20 protein-coding genes and 1 pseudogene are annotated in these 22431 nt (G+C 45.0%); 12 read left to right on the top strand and 9 right to left on the bottom strand.

Features of this window, described 5'->3' with window-relative positions:
- Positions 1 to 23 precede the first annotated feature (23 nt).
- The 5 genes from IX31_RS04185 to IX31_RS04165 form a co-directional block, all read right to left on the bottom strand.
- Positions 24 to 941, bottom strand: a complete 918-nt coding sequence (locus tag IX31_RS04185; RefSeq protein WP_051880538.1) for an amino acid ABC transporter substrate-binding protein — start codon at positions 939 to 941, stop codon at positions 24 to 26.
- Positions 929 to 3151 carry an EAL domain-containing protein gene (locus IX31_RS04180; protein ID WP_051880536.1) on the bottom strand — a complete coding sequence of 741 codons (2223 nt, stop codon included), beginning with the start codon at positions 3149 to 3151 and terminating at the stop codon, positions 929 to 931. The genes IX31_RS04185 and IX31_RS04180 overlap by 13 nt, the downstream gene beginning before the upstream one ends.
- Positions 3152 to 3487: 336 nt before the next feature.
- On the bottom strand, positions 3488 to 5470 hold the full coding sequence (locus IX31_RS04175; RefSeq protein WP_034455902.1) for an EAL domain-containing protein: 1983 nt from the start codon (positions 5468 to 5470) through the stop codon (positions 3488 to 3490).
- 621 nt (positions 5471 to 6091) lie between these two features.
- On the bottom strand, positions 6092 to 6568 hold the full coding sequence (locus IX31_RS04170) for a DMT family transporter (protein WP_034455901.1): 477 nt from the start codon (positions 6566 to 6568) through the stop codon (positions 6092 to 6094).
- A gap of 9 nt (positions 6569 to 6577) precedes the next feature.
- On the bottom strand, positions 6578 to 7012 hold the full coding sequence (locus tag IX31_RS04165; RefSeq protein WP_034455900.1) for a DMT family transporter: 435 nt from the start codon (positions 7010 to 7012) through the stop codon (positions 6578 to 6580).
- A gap of 98 nt (positions 7013 to 7110) precedes the next feature.
- Between IX31_RS04165 and IX31_RS04160 the strand changes: the two genes are divergently transcribed.
- From IX31_RS04160 to IX31_RS04150, 3 genes are all read left to right on the top strand, one after another.
- Positions 7111 to 8046, top strand: coding sequence for a LysR family transcriptional regulator (locus IX31_RS04160; RefSeq protein WP_034455899.1), 936 nt, complete (start codon positions 7111 to 7113; stop codon positions 8044 to 8046).
- 458 nt (positions 8047 to 8504) lie between these two features.
- The gene (locus tag IX31_RS04155) at positions 8505 to 8855 is read left to right on the top strand and encodes a hypothetical protein (protein WP_034455898.1); all 351 of its coding nucleotides are present in this window, start codon (positions 8505 to 8507) and stop codon (positions 8853 to 8855) included.
- A 197-nt stretch (positions 8856 to 9052) separates the two neighbouring features.
- Entirely contained in the window at positions 9053 to 9490 is a 438-nt protein-coding gene (locus tag IX31_RS04150) for a hypothetical protein (protein WP_034455897.1), read from the top strand.
- 19 nt (positions 9491 to 9509) lie between these two features.
- Here the strand turns inward: IX31_RS04150 and IX31_RS23760 are convergent, their stop codons facing one another.
- The gene (locus IX31_RS23760) at positions 9510 to 9632 is read right to left on the bottom strand and encodes a Bor/Iss family lipoprotein (protein WP_390886946.1); all 123 of its coding nucleotides are present in this window, start codon (positions 9630 to 9632) and stop codon (positions 9510 to 9512) included.
- A 473-nt stretch (positions 9633 to 10105) separates the two neighbouring features.
- Between IX31_RS23760 and IX31_RS04140 the strand changes: the two genes are divergently transcribed.
- The 3 genes from IX31_RS04140 to IX31_RS04130 are packed head-to-tail and all read left to right on the top strand — an operon-like array spanning position 10106 to position 13085.
- A complete protein-coding gene (locus IX31_RS04140) occupies positions 10106 to 11203 on the top strand; it encodes a hypothetical protein (RefSeq protein ID WP_034455895.1) in 1098 nt (365 codons plus the stop codon).
- 47 nt (positions 11204 to 11250) lie between these two features.
- Entirely contained in the window at positions 11251 to 12822 is a 1572-nt protein-coding gene (locus IX31_RS04135) for an ATP--cob(I)alamin adenosyltransferase (protein ID WP_034455894.1), read from the top strand.
- Positions 12819 to 13085, top strand: a complete 267-nt coding sequence (locus IX31_RS04130) for a YkgJ family cysteine cluster protein (protein ID WP_034455893.1) — start codon at positions 12819 to 12821, stop codon at positions 13083 to 13085. Before IX31_RS04135 ends, IX31_RS04130 begins: the two co-directional genes overlap by 4 nt.
- A gap of 73 nt (positions 13086 to 13158) precedes the next feature.
- Here the strand turns inward: IX31_RS04130 and IX31_RS04125 are convergent, their stop codons facing one another.
- Complete coding sequence (locus tag IX31_RS04125; protein WP_034455892.1) at positions 13159 to 13749, bottom strand: pepsin/retropepsin-like aspartic protease family protein; 591 nt, start codon at positions 13747 to 13749, stop codon at positions 13159 to 13161.
- Positions 13750 to 14460: 711 nt separating this feature from the next.
- Here IX31_RS04125 and IX31_RS04120 point away from each other — a divergent pair.
- Entirely contained in the window at positions 14461 to 15438 is a 978-nt protein-coding gene (locus tag IX31_RS04120) for a DUF1852 domain-containing protein (RefSeq protein WP_034455890.1), read from the top strand.
- Positions 15439 to 15465: 27 nt separating this feature from the next.
- Positions 15466 to 16497, top strand: a complete 1032-nt coding sequence (locus IX31_RS04115; protein WP_034455889.1) for a methionine synthase — start codon at positions 15466 to 15468, stop codon at positions 16495 to 16497.
- Positions 16498 to 16671: 174 nt separating this feature from the next.
- Here IX31_RS04115 and IX31_RS04110 read toward each other — a convergent pair whose 3' ends face one another.
- Entirely contained in the window at positions 16672 to 17253 is a 582-nt protein-coding gene (locus IX31_RS04110; RefSeq protein ID WP_034455888.1) for a nuclear transport factor 2 family protein, read from the bottom strand.
- Positions 17254 to 17376: 123 nt separating this feature from the next.
- Here IX31_RS04110 and IX31_RS04105 point away from each other — a divergent pair, with 123 nt between their 5' ends.
- Positions 17377 to 18258, top strand: coding sequence for a LysR substrate-binding domain-containing protein (locus tag IX31_RS04105; RefSeq protein ID WP_034455887.1), 882 nt, complete (start codon positions 17377 to 17379; stop codon positions 18256 to 18258).
- Positions 18259 to 18400: 142 nt separating this feature from the next.
- On the opposite strand, the pseudogene IX31_RS23470 reads toward IX31_RS04105, so the two are convergent.
- A pseudogene (locus tag IX31_RS23470) lies at positions 18401 to 18594 on the bottom strand (integrase core domain-containing protein); the annotation flags it as partial.
- 291 nt (positions 18595 to 18885) lie between these two features.
- Between IX31_RS23470 and IX31_RS04100 the strand changes: the two are divergent.
- Genes IX31_RS04100 through IX31_RS04090 form a run of 3 tightly spaced genes read left to right on the top strand, consistent with a single transcriptional unit; the run spans position 18886 to position 22389 of the window.
- Positions 18886 to 20247: an MFS transporter gene (locus IX31_RS04100; RefSeq protein ID WP_034455886.1), complete on the top strand. Its 1362-nt coding sequence runs from the start codon at positions 18886 to 18888 to the stop codon at positions 20245 to 20247.
- A gap of 13 nt (positions 20248 to 20260) precedes the next feature.
- Positions 20261 to 21241 carry a PDR/VanB family oxidoreductase gene (locus tag IX31_RS04095; protein WP_051880534.1) on the top strand — a complete coding sequence of 327 codons (981 nt, stop codon included), beginning with the start codon at positions 20261 to 20263 and terminating at the stop codon, positions 21239 to 21241.
- 8 nt (positions 21242 to 21249) lie between these two features.
- The gene (locus IX31_RS04090; RefSeq protein ID WP_081908621.1) at positions 21250 to 22389 is read left to right on the top strand and encodes an aromatic ring-hydroxylating oxygenase subunit alpha; all 1140 of its coding nucleotides are present in this window, start codon (positions 21250 to 21252) and stop codon (positions 22387 to 22389) included.
- Positions 22390 to 22431: the final 42 nt, after the last annotated feature.

Here is a 22431-nt window from a genome sequence, read left to right as displayed (position 1 = left end):
GGTCGGGTACAAACGAAGAGTAGTTAATAAGAATAAAGAGCAGTCGAGGTAAGCGACTGTTTTAATTCAGGTGACATTGGCCAGTTGAGAGTAATTCCCTGAGGCATTATGGGCTCAAAAAACCATTTATTATAAATGTCTATGAACTCTTTGCTCAGCAACAGGCGCTTCATGGAGTGGTTAATCAGACCGGCAAAATCGTCATTATCTTTTTGCATCGGCATACCAATGGGGAGTCTTGGACTAAGGGTATCTGCCGATATAGCAAACGCCTGGGGATGCCCGGAAAGCGCTATTTGCCCAAGTAGCAGAACGTCGCTTGAGACTATCGCGGGTGTTTGCCCGCTTTCAAGCGCGGAGAAAGCTTTAATATTGTCGGTTCCAAGATCAATATTCAGTGATAGTTGATGCTCAGAATTAGCTTGCTGGATGTGTCTGACAAACACGGTGCCGCTTTTAACCAACACGGTATGGCCGTTGAGCTCGCTGATATCCGAAATACGATCTTCTTTACGTGATACGTAACGGGTTGCTGAGAAAAAATACGGCTCCGAGAATGTCACTATTTTTTGGCGTTCCGCTGTGTAGACTGTCGGAATGCATCCCATATCGATAGTTTTATTTTCAATGGTTAAAAATTGAGTTGCTGTAGCGACAGGAACCCACTTAATTTTCAACGTCGGGAGTTGTAGCTTCTGCTTAAGCATATCGACCAGTCGATTGCATATTTCAATGGAGAAGCCTCGCGGTTTATTGCCTTCAACATATGAAAAAGGAAAGACATCAGCCTGGTAGCTAAGCGTGATAGTCCTGGTTTGTGCAATGCGTAATAAAAGATCATCGGCCCGGCTATTGGAAGGTGCCAGTAGTCCAGTACAGAGTAAAATTGCTACTGCCAGAGGAAATAACGTCTTATATAAATGAGTGGTTATAAATCGCATGTACTCTCCATTTTCTCCTGCTCCAGTTCTGCCATGACACTGGCATTTTCTACGGCCCGGCTAAAATAATATCCCTGAACGGTTATTTCTTCTCCGCTAAGGGAGGCAAAATATTCAAACTGTTGTTTTGTTTCAACACCTTTGGCGGTGACTTTCAACCCGCGCTGTAGTGCGTAACGAACGAGCATACCTACCAACACCTGGCTGTCTTCACACTTATCGAGTACATCAATAAGGGAGCGGGCAATTTTAATGTGGCTGAATGGGAAAATAATCAGGTAATCCAGTGTTGCAAACCCTGTTCCAAATTCGTCGAGTACAATGCCAACGCCTAATGCCTGAATTGCATTCAGTGTCGGCAGGATAACTTCGCGATCGAGTTGTTCAGACCCCGTAATCTCAATTTCCAATCGCGCGGGATCTAAGCCACTGTCTTGCAATGCATTGCGAATGATGTCCAATATTCCTGGATTACGAAGTTGATGGGGAGAGACATTCACCGCTACCGTTTTAGCCGTGGGCCAGTTAGCCGCGTCCATACAGGCGCTGCGTATCAACCATTCACCTAGCCTGGCAATAAGCCCAATATCTTCAGAAACGGAAATAAAGTGGTGCGGTTGTAGCAGGCCTTTGGTTGGATGTTGCCAACGAACCAGCGCTTCATAGCCTTCGATATTGCAATTTCTGAGACGAGTGATTTTTTGGTAATGCAGGAAGAACTCATTTTTTCTGATGCCATCTTCAATTTCCTTGCTAAAAAGAAGGTTATTAGACGGGTTCATCGTCATGCCATGAGAATAGAAATGGAAGCAATTACGGCCGAAGCTTTTGGATGTATAGAGTGCAAGGTCTGCATGTGCGAACAGATCTTCTCGGGTATTACCATGTTGAGGTGCGCAGGAGATCCCGATGCTACAACTGATAGAGAAAGTATGCCCGCTACAGGTGAAAGGTTGGTTGAGTGTATCTAAAACTCTTCGAGCCAATGTTTCAGCTTCAAAAATCGAGTCATTGTTAACCAGCTGAAGAAGGGCAAACTCATCACCACCAAGACGGATTGCCATATCTCCTTCATTAAGTAAGGCCGACAGGCGTGCAGCCGACTCGATAAGCAATTCATCACCTACGACATGGCCATAGGTATCATTAACGGGTTTGAAATTGTCCAGATCTATCAATAACAGATTGAAGATACTTCCTTCGGTTCTTAATTTTAATAACCTGTCGTCTATCGAGTTTCGGTATGCAACTCTATTTGGTAGCAATGTTAGAGAATCATGGTGTGCCATGTACTCCATCTTTTGCGCCATTTCTTGCATGCGTTGTAGATAACCCCGATCAACCATTGCTACGCGCAGCTTTTCAATCGCTTTTGCCAGTTCACCTATCTCATCTTCTTGATTCTGGAACGGGGTAACCTGGTCAGTTTGCTCATCCGCTATCAAAGTTACAGCCTGCACAAGGCGAGGGACCGGACGGAAAAGGTTACGCACTAGCCAATTAACGACCACAACCGTAATACCCAGGATCAAAATCAGCATCAATAAAGTATTTTTTAATAGCTGATTATGAGTCGCAAAAAGGGCGTTTCGCTCACCGATGCTACTGATAACTGCACCTATCAACTCACCGGAAAAGTTAACGATGGGAATTGAGCCGACGAAGTACTCTTTTCCATCAATGAAGACAAAGCCGCGGTAATACTCTTTGAGTGCTGAACTATTGGCAGCACCTTCAGTGATGCTGATTTTTTGTGATGTTTGAGTATTGGTAAAACCCTTTTTTTTATCGTAAGACAATAGCCACGTCGGATTATGGGTTTGTGTTGAAACCAGCGTCAGCATATCGGCCGGATCGAAGCCGGTCTGGATTACCGTCTCGTCATCGTAGAATGGACGTTCGGATTCAATGGAAGTGACCTGACCTTCATGGTTGGATTTTACTGTTACTGAGGTATAGATATTGCGGATGATATAACTGGTAATTTGCGAGTTAGTTGCTGCCTGTTTAAACCATTGTTCATGAGATATTCGGTTAACCTCAAAAACACCAGCGCCAGAACCAACTCCATAGGCAATCAGAATCCCCAACATAAGATAGATAGCAACTTTTCCGGTAATCGAATGATACCAGCGATGTTCTCCACGTAAGTTGGAATCCTTTTTATAGGGAAGCACAACCTCATGTTGAATGAGCTCTTTATCTACCATTTTTCTATTCGTACTCTTTTTTTGCGACTAAATAAGGCTCAAGTGGGGGTAATTATATAAATTACTTGTTCATTATTCTTAATATGCCGATGCATTGTTAATGTGTTATTTGTTTAATGTTAGTGCGTTGTGTGTTTTTGCCATGAGTCATGCTTTCGAGGAAACATGTTCGTAGGACAGGATTTGCTTTTATTATCAATTCTGGAGTATAGAGTTGACTAATTAATGCGTCAACGATAAACATTAACATATTCATGTCTCAGTACATTCATTTTGTTTTTTTCATGATAAACAAAATATCCAAAAAAATAGATTTTTTGCAAATAACAATACCCATTATTCATGATGAACAGAGTTAAGTGGTAACTCCAGAAGTTTGCATAATTTGTTAATAGGCTGTGGCCGATGAAACAGGAAACCTTGTGCCAAATGAATACCACAATTCTTAACTATTTGATGTTCTTCTTCTGTTTCCACACCCTCAATCAATACCTGGCTGCCTGAGCTTTTGCAAAGTTGCACGACGTGGTGGAGGAACGCTTCGCCACCTTCACGTGCCAATCCGAGCACAAGCGTACGGTCGAGTTTTATTTTATCCAGCTCATATTGTGTTAAGTACGACAATGTGGAATAGCCGGATCCAAAATCATCAAGCGCAATTTTGATACCCAATTGGCGTAGTTCAGAGAGAATCTCTATTACTTGCTCGGGTTTGTTAACTTTTTGTGATTCCGTAATTTCCATTTCCAACGTCCAGTCAGAAGGTAACGGATTACGCAGTAGTTTGCTCACCAGACTGAGGAAATTGGGGGCAAGTAAAGTTTGTGGTGAAATATTTACCGAAAGCGTCATGCCTGGAAAACGAGAAAGCTCATGATGAATAGCTTCAACTGCATTTTCAAGTACCCAAAAATCTACCTCTGGCATCATGCCAATTCGTTCATAATATTTTAAAAAATAAGGCGGTATTATTTTCCCATCATCACTTTGATGACGAAGCAATACTTCCATCGCGACAATTTTCTGGCTATCAACTGTTATTTGCGGTTGATACCAGAGTACAAAATTACCACTACTCTGTAGTTCATTAATATTGCGTCGTGCATCAATGTACTCATTTGCTTCGGAAAGATAATGATGCGGTGATTCAACTTCACGATGGCCTGGCACAGGCAATTGAAATTGGTTTTCTTTAACGGGAACAAAGCTGGTATTGCCTCCAGGGAGAGTGATCACTTTGTAATCACGTTTTTCCATATAACGCAGGAAAGGCCAGTAGATAGCAATGCCAGCACAAATTAAAAATATCTGGAACAACACGGCGCTCATTGCTCCATCTGTACCCAACCAGGCATTAATGATAGCAGGCGTTGCCCAGCCTACCATTTGCTGAAGGGGCGGTACAATGTGCCAAAGGGTGGCGTAGTAGGCAATGATGTAATCCACAGCAGGAGTCATTACAAACGGGATAAACATCACCGGGTTCAACACTACCGGTACGCCAAAGATGAGTGGCTCATTGATATTGAAGATAGCCAAGGGCAAGGAAACATTAATTAAATGTTTATTTGAAGGGTTGCGGCTAATGAGTAAACAAATTAACAGGCTAAGTGTGCCTCCACTACCACCAGATGCGCACCACGTCTCATAAAAGGGAACGCTTAAGATATTTAATGATTCGTGGCCGGCTTTCCATGCAGCTATATTAGATATCGTTTCATTCGATAACCTCAACCCGATATCCTGGAAAATATAATAGCCATGTACACCAAAGAACCACGTGGCTTCACGCACTACCTCATAAAGTAGCCCGTGGGTGAAATTATCAGGATATATTACTTTGGAAATATCCTGAGTTAACCAATCGCTTGCATTTAAAATGAGATGACCAATCAACACCAGAGTCAGAAGTTTACTGAAAAATATTAATATTATTTTTACTGAGGCCCAATTGAATTTTATTCTGTTGGTACGGAAGATTTTAATGTTCTTTTCTAAAATTAAATTGGTGAAAATTGCTGCTAGTAAAGCGACTGGTAGACTCACACCAACAAAAAAGTTAGGTTCATTGTTATTTTCAAGGCCAGTGATGCCAAGTAATACAGTCAGGCTAAGAGAGATGCTGAGCATTATCGATAAACGATATCTAACGGCCCATTGTAGAGAAAAAATGATATTTAAAAGTATAGGGAGGAATACAAGCATGCTTTGTTGCAGGTGTTCCAACCAGGTAGAAGCTTTAACCCAGTGAAAGTTCAGACATAACGTACTTGCAACAACAACCAACGCTCGTAACACAGAAAATGGCATAATTGCCATAGTGCAACTGAGAACTGCTTGTGAAATACGATTGTTAATGAAATTTAATTTTATTTTGTGAAATATGCTAATCGCGTTTCTTTTAGTTATTGTGTGGTTCATTCGTTACTTAATTGTAGGTTTGTATGTTATTGTTGTTACAATGTCAAAAACTACTATATCATCATATACAAAGTGACGATATTGAATTTTATAGCTGATACTAATTGAATGAGATGAATGCTTTTCAAATTAATATATTGTTTGAGCAGTCATCTGACCTGATGTATTTATTTTTATCCAAAAATAGACATTTATTGATAATCTAATTTGCCATGACCCGCAGTGAGGACATGACGAATGAATTTTATTCACTACCATTATCTGTGAGTCTTTGCAGCTTTTGCCTGCCTGACGGGGATTTTCCGCTATCGCTTAATATTGCTACACCGACGCTGAGGGTTGGGCTGGGTTCATTTTACCTCTTCTGGCAAGACGGCATATCCGAGAGCAGAAGCCAGCCGTGCGGAGTAGTTAATATCTTGATGCAGTGTTTATCTGACAGCCACCACAAACCGGCGATGGCTTTGTGGTGACGCAAAAATCATGTTATTTCAGCGTAATGCTATCTGCTGAGAGTTTTCATTCAGTTGGTAATGCTTCTACAGCTGTAGCATTGGCTTTATTACTGGAGTAAATAAAGAAAAGTGCTATTCCCAGGCAGACCACCGCACCCAGTCTTGTCGCAGAAAAATGAATCGCTTCATTTCCTAACCAACCAAAATTATCAATGAGCATGCTCATTGCCAGCTGGCCAAAGATGACCGCAACAGTAGCAACAGCCGCACCAATTCGCTGAACAGCCAGAACCATAATGACAATGTAAGGAACACCACAAAGTGCGCCAAGCAATTGCCATTTCGGCACATCCAGCAAGGTTACAGCATGCTTTGGTTCGAAGAAGAAAATGAGTAGCGCGGTCACCAGCGCGCCGACGGAAAAAGTCAGAAATGCACTGCGAAATACGCCAACATTGCTACCCAACCTTCCATTAATTGCAGCCTGCATGCTAAGAAATGCACCACCGACTACGGCCAGAATGATCATTAATATATTCACGAGTTCACCTCAACCTTTTGCCATAAGGAATAGGGCAGCAATAATAAAAATCAGCGCGATAATGCGCTTACTGTCAATTTTCCGATGAGAAGAACCAAACAGCCCGTAATGGTCAATAACCACACTTTTGGAGACCTGTCCTGCCAAAATACCAATCATGGTCATCGCAATTCCAATACTGGGAACGGCAACGGTGAGGATCACAACGTACACCGGGCCCAAAATACCGCCAAGCAGAGTCCATGATGGTTGGGTAAAGAAGGAAGGGCTGTTACGGGGGCTAAAGAACAACATTAGCAAGAATGTCAGCGCAGCACCGACTCCGAAAATACTGAACGTTGCCCATAAGTCACCGACTTCGCTTCCTAGTGGTCCTAATAAACCGGCTTCAACGGATAGACCCATCCCGCCAGCAACGACGAGTAATATAAATAAAAGCTGCATTAAAACGCTCTCCAGTGGTTGAGGTGGAGAATGCTATAGCAGTGGAGTGTAATGAAAAACGGTATAATCCAATAAACACCTTTGCATAAGTTGGGATAATGTACGAGCCAAGTGCCATAAATTTTCGCACACTGTTATTTTTTATCGGAGTCTTTGATACCCAAAGCTTTTCAATCGTAGCTCGGCGTGAAGGGGTCTCTGTATCAATGATTTCACGGGTCATCCTTCAACTGGAGGATGCACTCGGTCAGCAGCTTTTTTATCGAAATACCCGAGCAGTTATTCCCACCGAAGCCGGACGGTTATTCATTAGCTATGCTCGCGCCATGACTGAGCAATTGAGCGAAGCCCGTATAGAGATGCAGGATAGAGCCCTTGAACCAGCTGGGCTAATAAGGATTAATGCGCCTGTATTTTTCGGCCAGCGCCACATTGCCCCCTGGCTTAGCGAACTTTCTGCCCGCTATCCCCGACTGCTAATTGAACTGACGCAGACTGATGATTACATCGACCCCCATAGGGATGCCTCAGATGTTATTTTCAGAATTGGCACGCTGACGGATTCTTCTTTCCATGCGCGTGTATTTGGAACTCAGTGTTATCACCTGGTTGCCTCTCCCGGCTACATTAAAAAATTTGGAAAACCGGAATTTCCAGCCCAACTGAATGACCATAAATGCCTGGTTTACAGAGGATCATCGGGTCCAAACCGCTGGTTGTTTAGGGAACCAGCCGGCTCCTGGACTCACTATCCCATTACCGCATTACTGACCTCCAACAATGCTGAATCTCTTCTAATCAGCGCACTTAGCGACATGGGAATGGTACTGTTTCCTGATTGGCTTATTGGTGACAGTCTTAAAAAAGGTGACCTTGTCAGATTGATGGAGGGATTTGAGGTCGCGATCAATACTGAGCCGCAGCATATCGCCGCTATCTATCCCAACGCACGCCATCCTCCGCTGAATGTGCGGGCTGTGATCGATTATTTCGTAGAAGTTTACGGCGCGCCGCTTTACTGGCAGTTTGATTGACGCTTTGCAATAAGAGCCAGTTTATCGTTCTCCATGATGAATAAAGGCGCGAGGTTTAGTGCTTTCAATAATTATCAAGCACCCGTATTTGGCGCATGATTAACGTAAGAAGACCTGGAGCGGCACCTGTATGTATGGCTTTTCCTAAAACTTGAGGCTACTGGACCGAGGGCTGGGATGCCCCTTTCTGCGGGCACTGTCAAAGCTCGAATATTACCTTAACAGCGATGGTGGCAAGGACAAGCTTCCTGTACGAAGCGGCTGCCTGGCAACATTCTTCCATAAAGGTTCAGGGCTATTTTGAGGGACGCAGAACAGTGCATTGTGATTAGTCAACTACCAGATAAGGTCATTCTTATTTATTAGTAAGTGACTTAATTTAAGTCATTTCTGTGTCGTCAATTAAGTATTGGTCTACCGCTGATTTTGTTATTAATTACTCATGGGAGTATAGGGAAATGCATTTAAATCATTGTGAAGCAGAACTGATACAGATTATAAAAAAAGAGAATGGCTTATTTTTATCTTCCTACCAAATCTGCCAATCACTGGGGGACGCTTACAGCGCACTTTGGCAGCAAATACAGTCTGAATATGGAACAGAAGACGGCAGTGCTGAAATGGGAACAGGGGCCGGGAAACACTATTCGCCTGCATCATATGTAGCCCATTCTCTTGAACATTTAAGGAAGTTACACCCGCAAATAAAAAAAGAGTATTTCCGTTGCAAGGGGGTGACTTTTGAATCGGGACGTATAGAGCCTGGTTATACTGGCAATATATTAACCATTTGGGCGTGGCAGAAATAATCTTACTGGTCTCACTTGAACGCAAAACCACCTCGCATGGTGGTTTTTTTGGCAACCACAACTGTTACTCCTTCAACCCCACTTTCGAAAGGCAGAGCCACCGATACAAACGCTATGGGGCGCTCACTGTTCTATTTAATATTGTGTGAAAAGTTGTCGCTTTACAGTCAAACACTGTGTTGAATGGAAAAGAGAAAATGAAAAGAATATTGTCACTTCTTCTGGCATCTGTGCTTTTAAGCGGATGTGCAAGCATCGTTGGCGAACAGTCACAAACTCTATATATCGAGAGTAAACCAACGGGCGCAAATTTTGTTATCTCTGATAACAATGGGATGATCGCAGCTCGTGGAACCACACCGCAGTATATTACGTTACCTAAGGCTGATGGCAGCTACTTTGGCAAGTTATCTTACACAGTCACACTAATGCATTCAGATCACTACCCGCTGATAGTGCCATTGCAGTCGCGGCTCAACGGCTGGTACACCTTCGGAAATTTGCTGTTCCTCGGCGTACCAGGCTGGCTATTGATTGATCCATTCAATGGAGGCATGTACAAAATATATCCAGAGCACTTAAATGCCATAATGCGACCCTGCCCACGTGGCCCGTGGAGTTATACCTGTCCATAAATGGGGGCGACCGACTGATTTAATTGAGGCAGTAGATATTCGCCTCACGTGGGCTGTAGGAGCCCATTGTTAAGGTTGATACCAATACGTTGAGCACGCTCTGTTTTACTTCCACCTTTGCAACCTTCATTTCAGTTGTGATCTGAGTCTTATAATCTGATTGTAGATTTAAGTTACAGACACACTTTGCCGTTATTCAACTTTACGTGCTCATAAAAGACACCGTATTTCGAGCTACTTTTTAAAGGACTGCATCTACTTTGCTCGTGCGGAGCATATTGTATATAGAGCAGGGTTAATATGATAAAGCGAAACCTGAACATTAGCTGCCTACTGGTATGGAGCAAAACTGTGGGGGCATGTGTTATTTCAGAAAGGATGCAAGTAAACGGAAAATACAACGCTCAAGAGTTCATATCCAATGATTTTTTGGACCTCGAACAAGTCCTCCATCTTGATGATCAAATATATAGAAATTCTGGAGCCAGAATGGTTAAAAAATCAGTCATCAATATGCTGCATAACTATATTTCTGGCGAGAGCGAATCAGTTCCTGTTTTGGAATGCAAGGCTTAGCGAGTAACAATGAATTTATAGCACAGGAGATAATAACCTATGGCATTACCTTTTATTATATTGGGCGTCGCGGCAGCGGCAACGGCATTTGGTGGCAAAAAAGCATATGACGGTTACCAGAAAAAATCGGAAGCCGATGACGTATTAGATCGCGCACAGCGTCGCTTTGATAAGCATAAAGAGAGCTTTGAGGCGGCGAATGAAACAACGTCTAAAAAACTGGCTGAGTTGGGTGAAAAGGAACTGGAAATTGGTAATGATTTCAATGAATTCAATACTATAGCTATCGATCTTCTTGCTCGTATGGCAAAGGATGGGCATAAAAATCTTGAACTGACGGTGCCAAAGCACAGCATTAATAAGATCCAAAGTCTGGCAATTTCTGCCACGGAATATCTGACAACAGTCGTTGGCGCTGGGGTATCAGGCGCCGCAGCGGGTTTTGCCGTATACAGCGGCGTCATGGCGTTTGCCGCCGCTTCTACCGGGACGCCGATTGCCATGTTATCTGGTGCGGCGGCTTATAACGCCACGATGGCAGCGATTGGCGGCGGTTCCCTTGCCGCGGGCGGTTGGGGTATGGCGGGTGGTGCGATGGTACTTGGTGGCGCGGTCGTCGCTCCGCTGATTGCTATCGCGGGCTGGGCCTACGATAGTCATGCGGAAAAAGCGCTCAATAATGCTTATCAAAGCTCTCGTGAGGTGACTGAGGCAGTAGAGAAAATGAATGCGGCTGAAGCACAGTTAATGAAGGTGCAGCAGTATGTAAACAGCATTTATGAATCGATCGCTCGTATGCATAACGTCTTTGTTCAGCATTACTTTGCGCCGCTGAAAGCGATGCATGCCATTATTGTTGAACGTCATGAGAAGAACATCTCCACTGAGATTTCTGAGTCGGAAGAGATCATGGAAATTATCGACAATGGATACAAATTAGCCGCCATCATGACCGATGTGATTACTACGCCGCTGTTCAAGCCGATGACGCAGGAAAATGGCGAAGCCGTTATTGAAGATGGCGTGATCCAGTTGCAGACCGACAGCAACGGTATGAACCTACTGAACCAAAAAGTGCTGGATGACAAACTGGAGGTATCCGCCTCTGATTTCAACGCCTTTTCCTCTCATTTTTAATCGACCCGTCGGGCGAAGAGGCCCGGCATTTCTATGGACAGAGCACAATGAATGCAGCAAGGTTCGACTGGGGTGAAGAGTTACATGAGACGGTGGTCAAGAGCCTCACCACATCATTTGGGTTAGATTTTCTCCTCCTGGAAGATAAGCACGGAGGCGATGTAAACACTATTCACAACGTGCGTCAGGGGGTGTATGCCACTGATGCTGAACGTCAACGGTATGAGCAACGTGAAGGGTATGATTCGCACCATTACCACACCCACGAAAACTACATTGCCACCAATCGGGCAGGAAAAAAGGCGCATGAGGCTGGCACGCTAACTGATACCTATACCGGTGAACGTTTTAGGGCTAATGATAAAAAGAATCTCGACCATATTATTTCTGCCCACGAGATTCACCATGATCCCGGACGCGTTCTCGCTGAGTGCGATGGCGCTGAACTGGCCAATGACTCGTCAAATCTTACCTTCACGAACGAGTCGCTAAATAAGGCGAAGAAAGCGAAAACGATGGATGCCTTCTTACAAACGTTGCATGACCAGCATACCGCCACTACGCATGAAATTGCCCGATTACGCAGTCAACCTGCACTCTCTGAACAAGAACAGAAACAACTGAATAAACTGGAAAATAAAGCAGCCGCCGATTTTGAGCGCATGAAAGAGGCCGATAAGCAGGCGCGGGAGAAATACAACAGTACTATCAATCAGGAATATTACACGAGCAGCAAGTTTGCGAAGAATGTTGCCAGTGCAACGCTGAACAATGCATTTCGCATGGGAACGCGGCAGATGCTGGGGTTGATTCTTGCAGAAACATGGTTTGAATTCCGCGAGCGTATTCCGCAGATCTTTGAGAAACATCGTCATGCATTTGATGCAGGAGATTTTCTACAGGATGCTAATGAGGTATTACGTGCTGTCTGGCACCGGGTGCAGAAAAAATTTAGCACCTTCCTTACTTCCTTTAAAGACGGTGCAATTGGCGGCATGCTATCCAGCATTACCACGACGCTCTTCAATATCTTCTTTACTACAAAGAAGATGATAGTGAAGCTGATTCGTGAAATGTGGAACAACCTGGTGCAGGCCTTCAAAGTGATGGTCTTTAACCCAGAGGGTTTAGCTCCGGGGCAGTTGGCGAAAGCAGTAAGTAAGTTGGTGGCTGCTGGGGTGGCCGTCGCAGCGGGTGTTGTGGTTAACGAAGCACTAGCAAAAATTCTTGTCTTTCCTTTTGGCCCGGAATTAGCTGCTTTCTGCGGCGCACTGGCAACAGGTGTTCTGACACTGGTGATGAACTATTTTCTTGAATACAGCGCCTTAATGAAAAAGGTCTGGGCATTTCTGGATACTTTCAAAGATAAGTATCAGAAAGCACTTGAGTATTATCGACAGGTTAATAGTGAACTCGATCGTTACCTTCTGGAGCTTTCGGCGCTAGAGTTCGCGATAGATACCTCTGAGTTGGCGTACTTTACCCGTCATCTTGGCGCAGTGAATAGCGAAATTGAGCGTGGCCTTTTGCTACGAGCCGAGATCGAGCGTCGAAATATCGCGCTGCCGTTTGAGGCCGGGAATACACGCTCCATGCGAAGTTGGTTAAGCAAGCTATGAAGATCACTCCGGCATTTCCTTGCAACCAGTGCGGAGCCTGCTGCCGCCATGTTGTTCGCGCCAGCGAAACACAGTTCCTCGATCGTGGAGATGGTATTTGTCGGCACTATCAAATGGAGACTAAGCTGTGTGCGATTTATGAAACGCGTCCACTGATTTGCCGAGTTGAAAAGCAATATCATCTTAACTACCAGCAGCAATATAGCTGGCAGGAGTTTATTGCGCTAAATCGCGAGGCGTGTCTGATTTTGGAAAAGCTCTAAAGCAAAGAGAACAGAGGGGCTTTCATTATAAAAATAGCCCCTGACCCTCCTCAGTTGCGGCCAGCTAAGTCTGTTAGCTCACTTTCTCCAGCTCATGCTTTACCGCCTTCAGTGTCCTTTGCCGAATTAAGCCGCTTCCCAATCTGATTGCCAGCCAGTATCCGGTCATTTTTAGCCGTGTCGCTCGGTCAGGGCAGTATATGAATGTCTCTGTGCAGAGAACATATTTATTGTTGGCAAGTTGTTGTACCTGATATCGCAGCAGTAGTTTTGCGTTACCCGGCTGAAGGACTGCGCAATAGGCATTAGCATCTGGGACATCCTCAAGACCAAAATCGGGTCGCCAGAATTGACCTCTTAAGCCATAGCAAAGTTCGGTTGGCGAACTTTCTAATAAAGTAAAGCTATGTAGCCCAAATTGATTAATAGTTTTTTCAGACTTATGGCGTAGTAATTTTTGTGGCAGTTGTCGCACTGACATTAATGTTTTAATAAGGAAATCCTGTTGGATATCATAATCAGCAATCGCCGGTAATATTTTTTCGGGGTGGGTAGTTCTTATCGTAGTGCTATGCCGCTCGTAGAACTGAAAGTGTGGCATATATAGAGGTGTATTCTGCCATTCAGCCAGCGCTTTCTGAGTAACAAATCCGAGTGCTAACATATTCACTCCCTTAAGAAGTATAATCCTGCAATGCTTGAAGTAACGCATTGAATGTATGTATTTTATAAGCGTATTTCTCAACTATCAAGCGAAGGATGTTTTGCCTGCTTGTATAGGTTGTCCGTATTTTTTATAAGGTTATGAGCTGAGCTATACTAGCCATTTTTCATTTTTTCTACCTCTTGATAAAACTAAAGCAGAATAAATTTCATCCCCTTTAACGGCATTTCTTTCACTTAAATCAAAAGATGATTAATATCCTTGCTTATTTAGGGTTATTATTGATCTTATTAAACTGGCTCTGTATGGGGTGAGACTATGCTCCTGATTGTAGGCCGAACGTGCTCCGATGTTAAGCTGATTTAATCATAAATATCATTATGATAGATGGTTATTCCTTTCCTTGTAATCTACCCTAAGTCTCCCGATTAACCGCTACTGGCCTCCTTTAATTCCAGTTGTGAACCCTATGGGAAGGGGCTTCTTTACCGATGTCGATTACATCACCGCACCAGAACATGAAGATAATTCATGTTCGCTGAAATTTAATCACTTTTACTCTATCAATGACTCTGGCATAAATTACCTACTGCAATTAGCTACAGACAATATGAAAACTACTGAATAAGTAACCTGAAAAGAAAATTTAGCCATGCTGAAAAAGCAAAAAATAAATTCAGGTTTTATCAGACATTAGGATACCCAATCGCGATGAATAAAGAATTTGAATTTATTATTAAAAGTCTTTCTTTCGATGAAAATTATAACCCATCAGAAAATACGCGCATTACAACTAACTTTGCAAATTTGGCCAGAGGAAGTAAGCGTCAGGAGAACTTGCGCAATGCTTTAAAGATGATTGATGATCGCTTCAATTCGTTGGCGCATTGGGATAATCCTACAGGGAATCGTTATTGTGTCGAGCTTGAAATCATCTCCGTTGAGATGGATGTTGAAGGCAAGGGCGAAACTTTCCCAGTAATTGAAATATTGAAAACAAATATTGTTGATCAAAAAACCAACGAACGTATTGAAGGTATTGTCGGGAATAACTTTTCCTCTTACGTGCGGGATTATGACTTTAGCGTCGTGCTGTTAGATCACAACAAGAATAAACCGGGGTTTAGCACACCAGCTAACTTCGGTGATCTACATGGAAATCTATTCAAATGCTTCGTTAACTCAACTGCGTATAAAGAGCGCTTTAATAAGCAACCTGTTATATGTCTCAGCGTATCCAGTAAAAACACCTATCATCGGACTGAAAATCAGCACCCTGTATTGGGTGTAGAATATCAGCAAAATGAATCCTCCATGACCGATCACTATTTTAATAAAATGGGGCTTCAAGCTCGCTATTTTATGCCGCCGAATAGTGTTGCACCTTTGGCATTTTATTTTGTTGGTGACTTGACGAGTGATTACACGAATCTTGAGTTGATCGGTACCATTAGTACAATGGAGACTTTTCAAAAAATTTATCGACCTGAGATTTACAATGCTAATTCTGTAGCAGGAAAAGACTATCAACCAAACTTGAATCAACAGGATTATTCATTAACGAAAATTGTTTATGATCGAGAAGAACGCAGCCAGTTAGCTATTGAGCAGGGTAAGTTTACTGAAGAGAATTTCATAAAGCCATACCAGACTATCCTTGAGCAATGGTCCGCAAATTACGTTCTTTAATTAACTAAAAATATAAGGTCATCTATTATGAAAATATTATTACCTACGTCGACTGCGGGCAGTTTACCTAAACCTTCCTGGCTTGCACAACCTGAGACACTTTGGTCACCCTGGAAATTGCAGGGCGAGGAATTAATTGATGGCAAACAAGATGCTCTGCGTTTGTGTCTGGAAGATCAGCTACAGGCAGGTATTGATATCGTCAGTGATGGCGAGCAAACGCGCCAACATTTTGTCACTACGTTTATTGAGCATCTCAGTGGTGTTGATTTTGAAAAACGTGAAACTGTCAGAATTCGCAATCGCTACGATGCGAGTGTCCCGACAGTCGTTGGGCCTGTGTCACGTCAAAAGCCCGTTTTTGTTGACGATGCCAGATTTTTACGTCAGCAAACCAGTCAACCCATTAAATGGGCGTTACCAGGTCCGATGACGATGATAGATACTCTTTATGATAGCCACTATAAGAGTCGTGAAAAGTTAGCCTGGGAATTCGCCAAAATTCTCAATCAGGAAGCCAAAGAATTAGAGGCTGCTGGCGTCGATATTATCCAATTTGACGAACCCGCATTTAATGTATTTTTTGACGAGGTGAACGATTGGGGAATTGCCGCTTTAGAGAGAGCAATTGAAGGACTTAAATGTGAAACTGCCGTACATATTTGCTACGGCTATGGCATTAAAGCTAATACTGATTGGAAAAAGACATTGGGATCAGAATGGCGGCAATATGAAGAATTCTTCCCCAAACTGCAGGCATCTAATATCGATATCATCTCGCTGGAATGCCAAAACTCTCGTGTTCCAATGGATCTCATTGAACTCATCCGTGGTAAAAAAGTCATGGTTGGGGCCATTGATGTGGCAACCAATATCATTGAGACGCCAGATGAAGTCGCGAGTACGCTACGAAAAGCACTGCAGTTTGTCGATGCAGACAAACTCTATCCAAGCACTAATTGTGGCATGACCCCCTTATCTCGCCGTGTAGCAAGAGGCAAGCTAAATGCTTTGAGCGCAGGAGCAGAAATCGTACGAAGAGAACTCTCCGCGAAATAGCTTCGCCAACTATTTGAGCGTTGAAGGAAACTCACTCCGAGCTAATATTATTGGCCCGCCAATCTGGTTGCGGGCCATTATTTCAAGGCGCTCATTAGCATTCCAATCAGGAATAGCAGGCAATGCCTGAACTCTCTGTTACCTGAGTTTTTAATTTAAAGTAATGAGTCTGGTTCAGGCGGCCAACCAGCGCTTACCTTCAATTTTCATTTTTGCTTCCAGTTCGCTGCCTCGAGTTGCGAATATGCGCCCAAGTGGGAAACCACTCTGCTCCAGTAAATAAGCCAGTGCTGCATATTCACGCGGATACTTCGCCGCAATAGTCTGGTCGATTGCGACAGGGCCTAGTGGGAAGGAGAAGGTGCCGATATCGTAAACACTCTGGCGGTGGAACAGTTTCCACACACCATCTCGTTTTTCTGCCATGTCATAAAAACGGTTGTGACACTCACAGCCAATATTCAGTTTTACGTTCTCAGCGATGATGATTGCATTGGTTTCAAGGATCGCTTTATCTCCGGCGTCATTAAAGGTAATAGCGGGTGAAGCAATAAGATGCTTAGTACGCAGGTCTGATGCGCCCATACGCATCGAACCATCAACAAAATCACTTCCAGGCCCTTCAAACCAGGTAATCTCAATCGTGCCGTCAGGATGAAAGAGTTCGCGTAGCTTATCCCATTCGCCTAAATCACGGTGCATCCAGCCATTCATCAGGTCATTGAGTTGTTGGCGATCGTGCAGTTGGTTTTGCATGTTTTTATTTCCTGTTAATTGGTTGTTTAGTTTGACTGGTTTCAGTTTGGCTTCGAAAGAAGTTAAACTCAAATATATAGATATTACTGATTAATCATTTTTAATGATTGATAAGGCGGTTTTATGGATTTACGTCACCTGAAGTATTTTTTGGCTGTCGCGGAAGAACGGCATTTTGGTCGGGCGGCTGAACGACTCAACATTGTTCAACCCGCGTTGAGCATGCAGATTAAAGCTCTTGAGGATGAGCTGGGTGGGCCATTGTTGATTAGGACCAGCCGGCGTGTGGAGTTAACTGAAGCCGGGAGGCTCTTGCAAGCGGAGGCTACGCGTACACTGGAGCAGGTGGAACATACCCGTCTTGCTGTTGAACGCGCTATTCGCGGTGAAACAGGTCGGGTGCGGATAGGGTTTGCCGGTAATGCTGTCTTCAGTGGAAGACTGATGCAGGATGTCCGATCTTTTTATCAGGCCTACCCGGACGCTGAAATAATTTGCCAGGAGCTTGCTCCGCAGCTTCAGAACGAAGCCATTCAGAATGGTACGCTGGATGTGGGTTATATGCCTGATTACTATCCGGATCATGAATCAGCCCTTGTCTACGAATCTGTTGGCGAATGGGGACGGGTGGTGGTGATGTCTGGTGATCACAGATTCGCCGATAAAGAGAGCCTGACGGTAGATTTACTGGCCAACGAGCCATTGATTATGTACTCAGTCAATGACGTAGATTCACAACTGGATAAACAACTCCATAAGCTGCTTGGTAACTCGTTGAATATTGCCTATCGGATATCCAGTTCACTGAGCGTTCTCGCCATGGCTGGGGCCGGGTTGGGTATCGCCCTGGTTCCTGCGCCATTAGCACAGGTGGCGATCCCGGGGGTAGTTTATCGGGTTCTTGATTCGAAGGAGTTGGCAGCTAATCTGATGATGGTGAGTCGTAAAGGCGAGTCTAGTGCCGCAGTGCTTGCCTACCTCAACCACACGCGGAAATATATTTAGAAGTGGTCAACGATTATCATCACGCTGGAAGCGGCATTTATGTTTTTTATCAGCTTTTTCAGTATACAAACGCCCTCCAGGCACAATGTAGCTGATCATAAAATCAGGACACCGGAATAACCTGTCTCCACTTTTCTTCATGTTAGCAAGGCGGTAAACCACCATTGTTCGTGTGTGGGCGATAAATGTTGTAATAACCATTTATCCACGGGTTTCTATCGCGTACCGCATGGCTAAAATCACCATAACCGCCTTTCGCAAGCCATTCACTTTAAGGCGCCGAAAGTCTTTTTCCATCGACGAATTATCCAGGCAATTCCCTCTGCGATTCACTGAGTTAATCATGTTTCACCACAAAACTATCATTCCTCTGCATCCAGGTCTCACGCGAGAAGTTTCTTCAAGTGACTGATTTATTTGGTTGTATTCAATATATTTAGCTTATTTTTATAATGTGGAAATTGTTGTAAACCTCACAGTATAAATAAAACTCATATCTCTAAAATTTTTTCAGCCCACGAGCCTGACAGTGTTGCTTTACCTTAAACATACCCTACACGACAAACCGCTCAGTCTCTTTAAGTGGCGGTAATCGCAACACGATCATAAAAACAGGCGAACAACGTTATGAGTATTTCCAATAATGTAGACGTTAAAGCGTGGATAGATTCACGGCCCATTACTGGCTATCAATGGCTGGTTGTGGCAGCAGGGTTGCTGATCATCATGTTTGACGGCTATGACACCGCAATCATGGGCTTTATTGTGCCAGAGCTGTTGGCAAAGTGGGGTTTGAGCCGTGCGGAGATAGGCCCTGTTCTCGGTTGTGCCATGTTTGGCGTGGCACTTGGAGCGCTGATCACCGGGCCTCTGGCTGATCGCTATGGGCGCAAACGTTTATTGCTGCTTTCCGTTGCCGTTTTTGCACTTTTTAGCATGCTGTCGGCATTTTCCTCCTCCCCACAAGAACTGGCGTTGATGCGTTTTATCACAGGTCTTGGGCTTGGTGCGGCTATGCCAAATTGTGTCACGCTGATCGCTGAATATATTCCTGCTCGTCGTCAGGGGGTGATGATCACCTTAATGTATAGCGGATTCAGTATCGGCTCGGGCATTGCAGGTTTCATTGCGGCCTGGATGATACCGGCATGGGGTTGGGAATCTGTGCTGATCTTTGGCGGCATTGTCCCGCTGGCACTTTTACCATTGCTGCTGTGGTTCTTGCCGGAATCACCTATGTTTATGGTGGCTCGCCATTTTCCGTCAGAAAAAATCGCTGCCACTTTGCAGCGCATGGGCGGGACGTTCTCCGAGCAAACGCAGTTTTTCCTGATGAACCCCGTCGTAGAAAAATCATCACGCGTAAAACAATTGTTCACACCGAGCTATGCGTGGGGCACGGTTGTGTTGTGGCTGACCTATTTCATGGGGCTGTTTGTGATTTACATGCTCAATGGCTGGTTGCCAACGGTGCTGCGTGACGGCGGAATTAACCTGCAGCATGCCGCGATAATCACGGGTGTATTCCAGCTTGGTGGAATTGGTGGCGGCATAATTGTGGGCTCGCTGATGGATCGCATGTCGCGTAAGAAAGTGATCGGTGCATTTTATCTGCTCGGTAGCCTCAGTTTATTAACCCTGGGTATGTTCAATTTTTCCCCGTTGATGCTCGGTTTGTTCGTGTTTATCAGTGGCGTATGTATTAACGGTGCGCAGACTGGCATGCAAGCCTTTGCGCCAGCTTTCTATCCAACGGGTATTCGTGCCACGGGTGTCAGTTGGATGCATGGAATCGGTCGTACCGGGGCGATTCTCAGCACCACAACGGGTGGTTTGCTTATCGGTCTGTTTGCCGGGCCTGGCGCTATCTTTTACATCCTCGCGCTACCGGCATTGTTAGCAATGTTGGCGGTGATTAATCACCGTGATGGCCGTGCGCAAACCGTTAGCGGAAGTGATTTCGTTGCAGCGACCCGTGAAATGAAATAAGCGGAGAAACGAGATGGCATTTAAACAAATAGAAGTGGAAGTGGTCGCGGTTCGTGAGCTCACTCCCTCCATCCGTGAGTATCAGTTGGCGACACCAGACAAAACGCCGCTACCGGAATACACAGCAGGCGCGCATATCACGCTGTTTCTTGATAATCGCGAAGGCGGCCTGCTTGTCCGGCATTACTCTTTGCTCGGTGGTGATGGCATCAGTGACGATGCCCGTTATCTTTACCGCATTGCTGTTCAGCGCGAGCCACAGGGAACGGTCTCAGGCTGGTTACATCAGCATTTGCTACCAGGCTGCCGGCTTCGTGTCTCGGTGCCCGTTAATGCTTTCGCACTGGAAAGAACCACACAACCGGTATTGTTGATTGCCGGAGGCATTGGCATCACGCCAGTATTTTCGATGATGCGCAGCCTGATGAAACGCCATAAGCCATTCTCATTGCTTTACTGCGGGCGTACAGCGGACTCGATGGCTTTTCACGATGACATCTCCCGCCTGATCCCTGGCCGTGTGCATTTTCATTACAGCCAAAAAGCCGGGCGAATTGATTTGCATACACTGCTGGGAACGCTGGCTCCAGAGACAGCCATCTATATTTGCGGCCCTTCTTCGTTGATTGACGGCGTATGCGCTGCAGCTCGTGAACGCAATTTCCCGCAAGAGAATCTGCATTATGAATGTTTTGCACCAGCGGTAATGTCAGAAAACCAGCCGTTTGAGGTTGAACTTAAACGCTCTGGTCGCATCATTCCGATTGCCAGCAATACCAGCATTCTTGATGCGCTGAATGCCGCAAAAGTGGATGTGCTTTGGGATTGTCGCCGGGGTGAATGTGGGCTTTGCGAGCAAGCGGTGATTTCTGCCGATGGGCCACTGGTGCACCAGGATCACTATCTCAGCGAAGAGGAAAAACAGTCCGGTGAGTCAATGTGTATCTGTGTCTCACGGTTACGCGGAAAACGTTTAGTGCTTGATTTGCAATAGGGTAAATTATGAATCATTCATTTGATATGGTTATTGATCATCCAAGACATCCCTTTGAGGATGATACGTTTGGCGCGGGTGGATTCGCTGATCACAGCACGCCGCTTATCCGTAATTGTTGGTATGTTGCAGCACTCAGTCATGAAGTTTCCCGCGAGATAATCAGCCGCCGCTTTCTGGGGACGGATGTTGCGCTTTACCGCACTCTTGCGGGTGAACCTGTGGCGGTGCGCAACCGCTGCCCGCACCGTTCGTTTCCACTGGCAAAAGGCAAACTGGACGGTGACACGCTGGTCTGCGGATACCATGGGATGCAGTTCAATACGAGCGGGCGCTGCGTCAATTTACCGTCGATGGCCAACGTGCCGAGCAATGCGCAGGTACGAACTTTCGAAGTCGTAGAACGTGCACCGCTGATTTGGATCTGGATGGGGGACCCCGATAGTGCCGACTCCGCGGCTATTCCTGACACGCATTGGTTAAGTAGCCCGGAGTGGAAAAGTGTTAATGGCCAGTTCAGCTTTAAATCTGACTACATTTCCATGCATGAAAACTTGCTCGATCAGACGCATTTCCCGTTCTTGCATCCTGGTGCGATAGGCACGCCGGAATATGCTCGTTCGAAGCTGAAAGTGCGCCAGGAAGGGAATGTAGTAATTATTGACCGCGTATTGAAAAACTCGCCGCCGCCTGGGGTCTATGCCATTCCAACCGGGTTGACGGGAGTTCCGGTTGATCGTTATTCAGAAGCTCGTTTCCAGTCGCCCGCTATGCACGTTGCCTTTGCCCGTATCGTTGATACCTCACAAGGTGCGGGCCGGGATATCACTTACCGCTTCAACATTTCACATATTTTCACTCCGGAAACCAATGGCAGTATTCATTACTGGTGGTTCTGTACGCGTGATTTCGATTTGCACAATACCGCTACGGATGAGCACTTATATATTTCCTCTGCCAAGGCCTATACCGAGGATGTCGACGCGCTGGAGTGGATACTCGACGTTGTTCGCAAAGACAGTGAACCGCAGTTTGATCTTAACTTCGCACCGGATCGACCCGGTTTAATGATGCGCCGCATCCTGCATGATTTAGCTGTGGCTGAAGCAGGGTATGCGCCAGATTGCATGCAGCAGTGCCAAAAATAACCTAATAAAAATATCCTAATTTAACGATACGTGGAGTAGACA

This window comes from Buttiauxella noackiae (assembly GCF_000737905.1).
Taxonomy (GTDB): Bacteria; Pseudomonadota; Gammaproteobacteria; order Enterobacterales; family Enterobacteriaceae; genus Buttiauxella; species Buttiauxella noackiae.
Note: the sequence above shows the minus strand (reverse complement) of the source record. Positions and strands in the feature narration are given on the sequence as shown.

Coding starts and splice junctions, on each gene's coding strand:
- IX31_RS04185 (WP_051880538.1), bottom strand. CDS start 941: ATGCGATTTATAACCACTCATTTATATAAGACGTTATTTCCTCTGGCA.
- IX31_RS04180 (WP_051880536.1), bottom strand. CDS start 3,151: ATGGTAGATAAAGAGCTCATTCAACATGAGGTTGTGCTTCCCTATAAA.
- IX31_RS04175 (WP_034455902.1), bottom strand. CDS start 5,470: ATGGCAATTATGCCATTTTCTGTGTTACGAGCGTTGGTTGTTGTTGCA.
- IX31_RS04165 (WP_034455900.1), bottom strand. CDS start 7,012: ATGCAGCTTTTATTTATATTACTCGTCGTTGCTGGCGGGATGGGTCTA.
- IX31_RS04160 (WP_034455899.1), top strand. CDS start 7,111: ATGTACGAGCCAAGTGCCATAAATTTTCGCACACTGTTATTTTTTATC.
- IX31_RS04155 (WP_034455898.1), top strand. CDS start 8,505: ATGCATTTAAATCATTGTGAAGCAGAACTGATACAGATTATAAAAAAA.
- IX31_RS04150 (WP_034455897.1), top strand. CDS start 9,053: ATGAAAAGAATATTGTCACTTCTTCTGGCATCTGTGCTTTTAAGCGGA.
- IX31_RS04140 (WP_034455895.1), top strand. CDS start 10,106: ATGGCATTACCTTTTATTATATTGGGCGTCGCGGCAGCGGCAACGGCA.
- IX31_RS04135 (WP_034455894.1), top strand. CDS start 11,251: ATGAATGCAGCAAGGTTCGACTGGGGTGAAGAGTTACATGAGACGGTG.
- IX31_RS04130 (WP_034455893.1), top strand. CDS start 12,819: ATGAAGATCACTCCGGCATTTCCTTGCAACCAGTGCGGAGCCTGCTGC.
- IX31_RS04125 (WP_034455892.1), bottom strand. CDS start 13,749: ATGTTAGCACTCGGATTTGTTACTCAGAAAGCGCTGGCTGAATGGCAG.
- IX31_RS04120 (WP_034455890.1), top strand. CDS start 14,461: ATGAATAAAGAATTTGAATTTATTATTAAAAGTCTTTCTTTCGATGAA.
- IX31_RS04115 (WP_034455889.1), top strand. CDS start 15,466: ATGAAAATATTATTACCTACGTCGACTGCGGGCAGTTTACCTAAACCT.
- IX31_RS04110 (WP_034455888.1), bottom strand. CDS start 17,253: ATGCAAAACCAACTGCACGATCGCCAACAACTCAATGACCTGATGAAT.
- IX31_RS04105 (WP_034455887.1), top strand. CDS start 17,377: ATGGATTTACGTCACCTGAAGTATTTTTTGGCTGTCGCGGAAGAACGG.
- IX31_RS04100 (WP_034455886.1), top strand. CDS start 18,886: ATGAGTATTTCCAATAATGTAGACGTTAAAGCGTGGATAGATTCACGG.
- IX31_RS04095 (WP_051880534.1), top strand. CDS start 20,261: ATGGCATTTAAACAAATAGAAGTGGAAGTGGTCGCGGTTCGTGAGCTC.
- IX31_RS04090 (WP_081908621.1), top strand. CDS start 21,250: ATGAATCATTCATTTGATATGGTTATTGATCATCCAAGACATCCCTTT.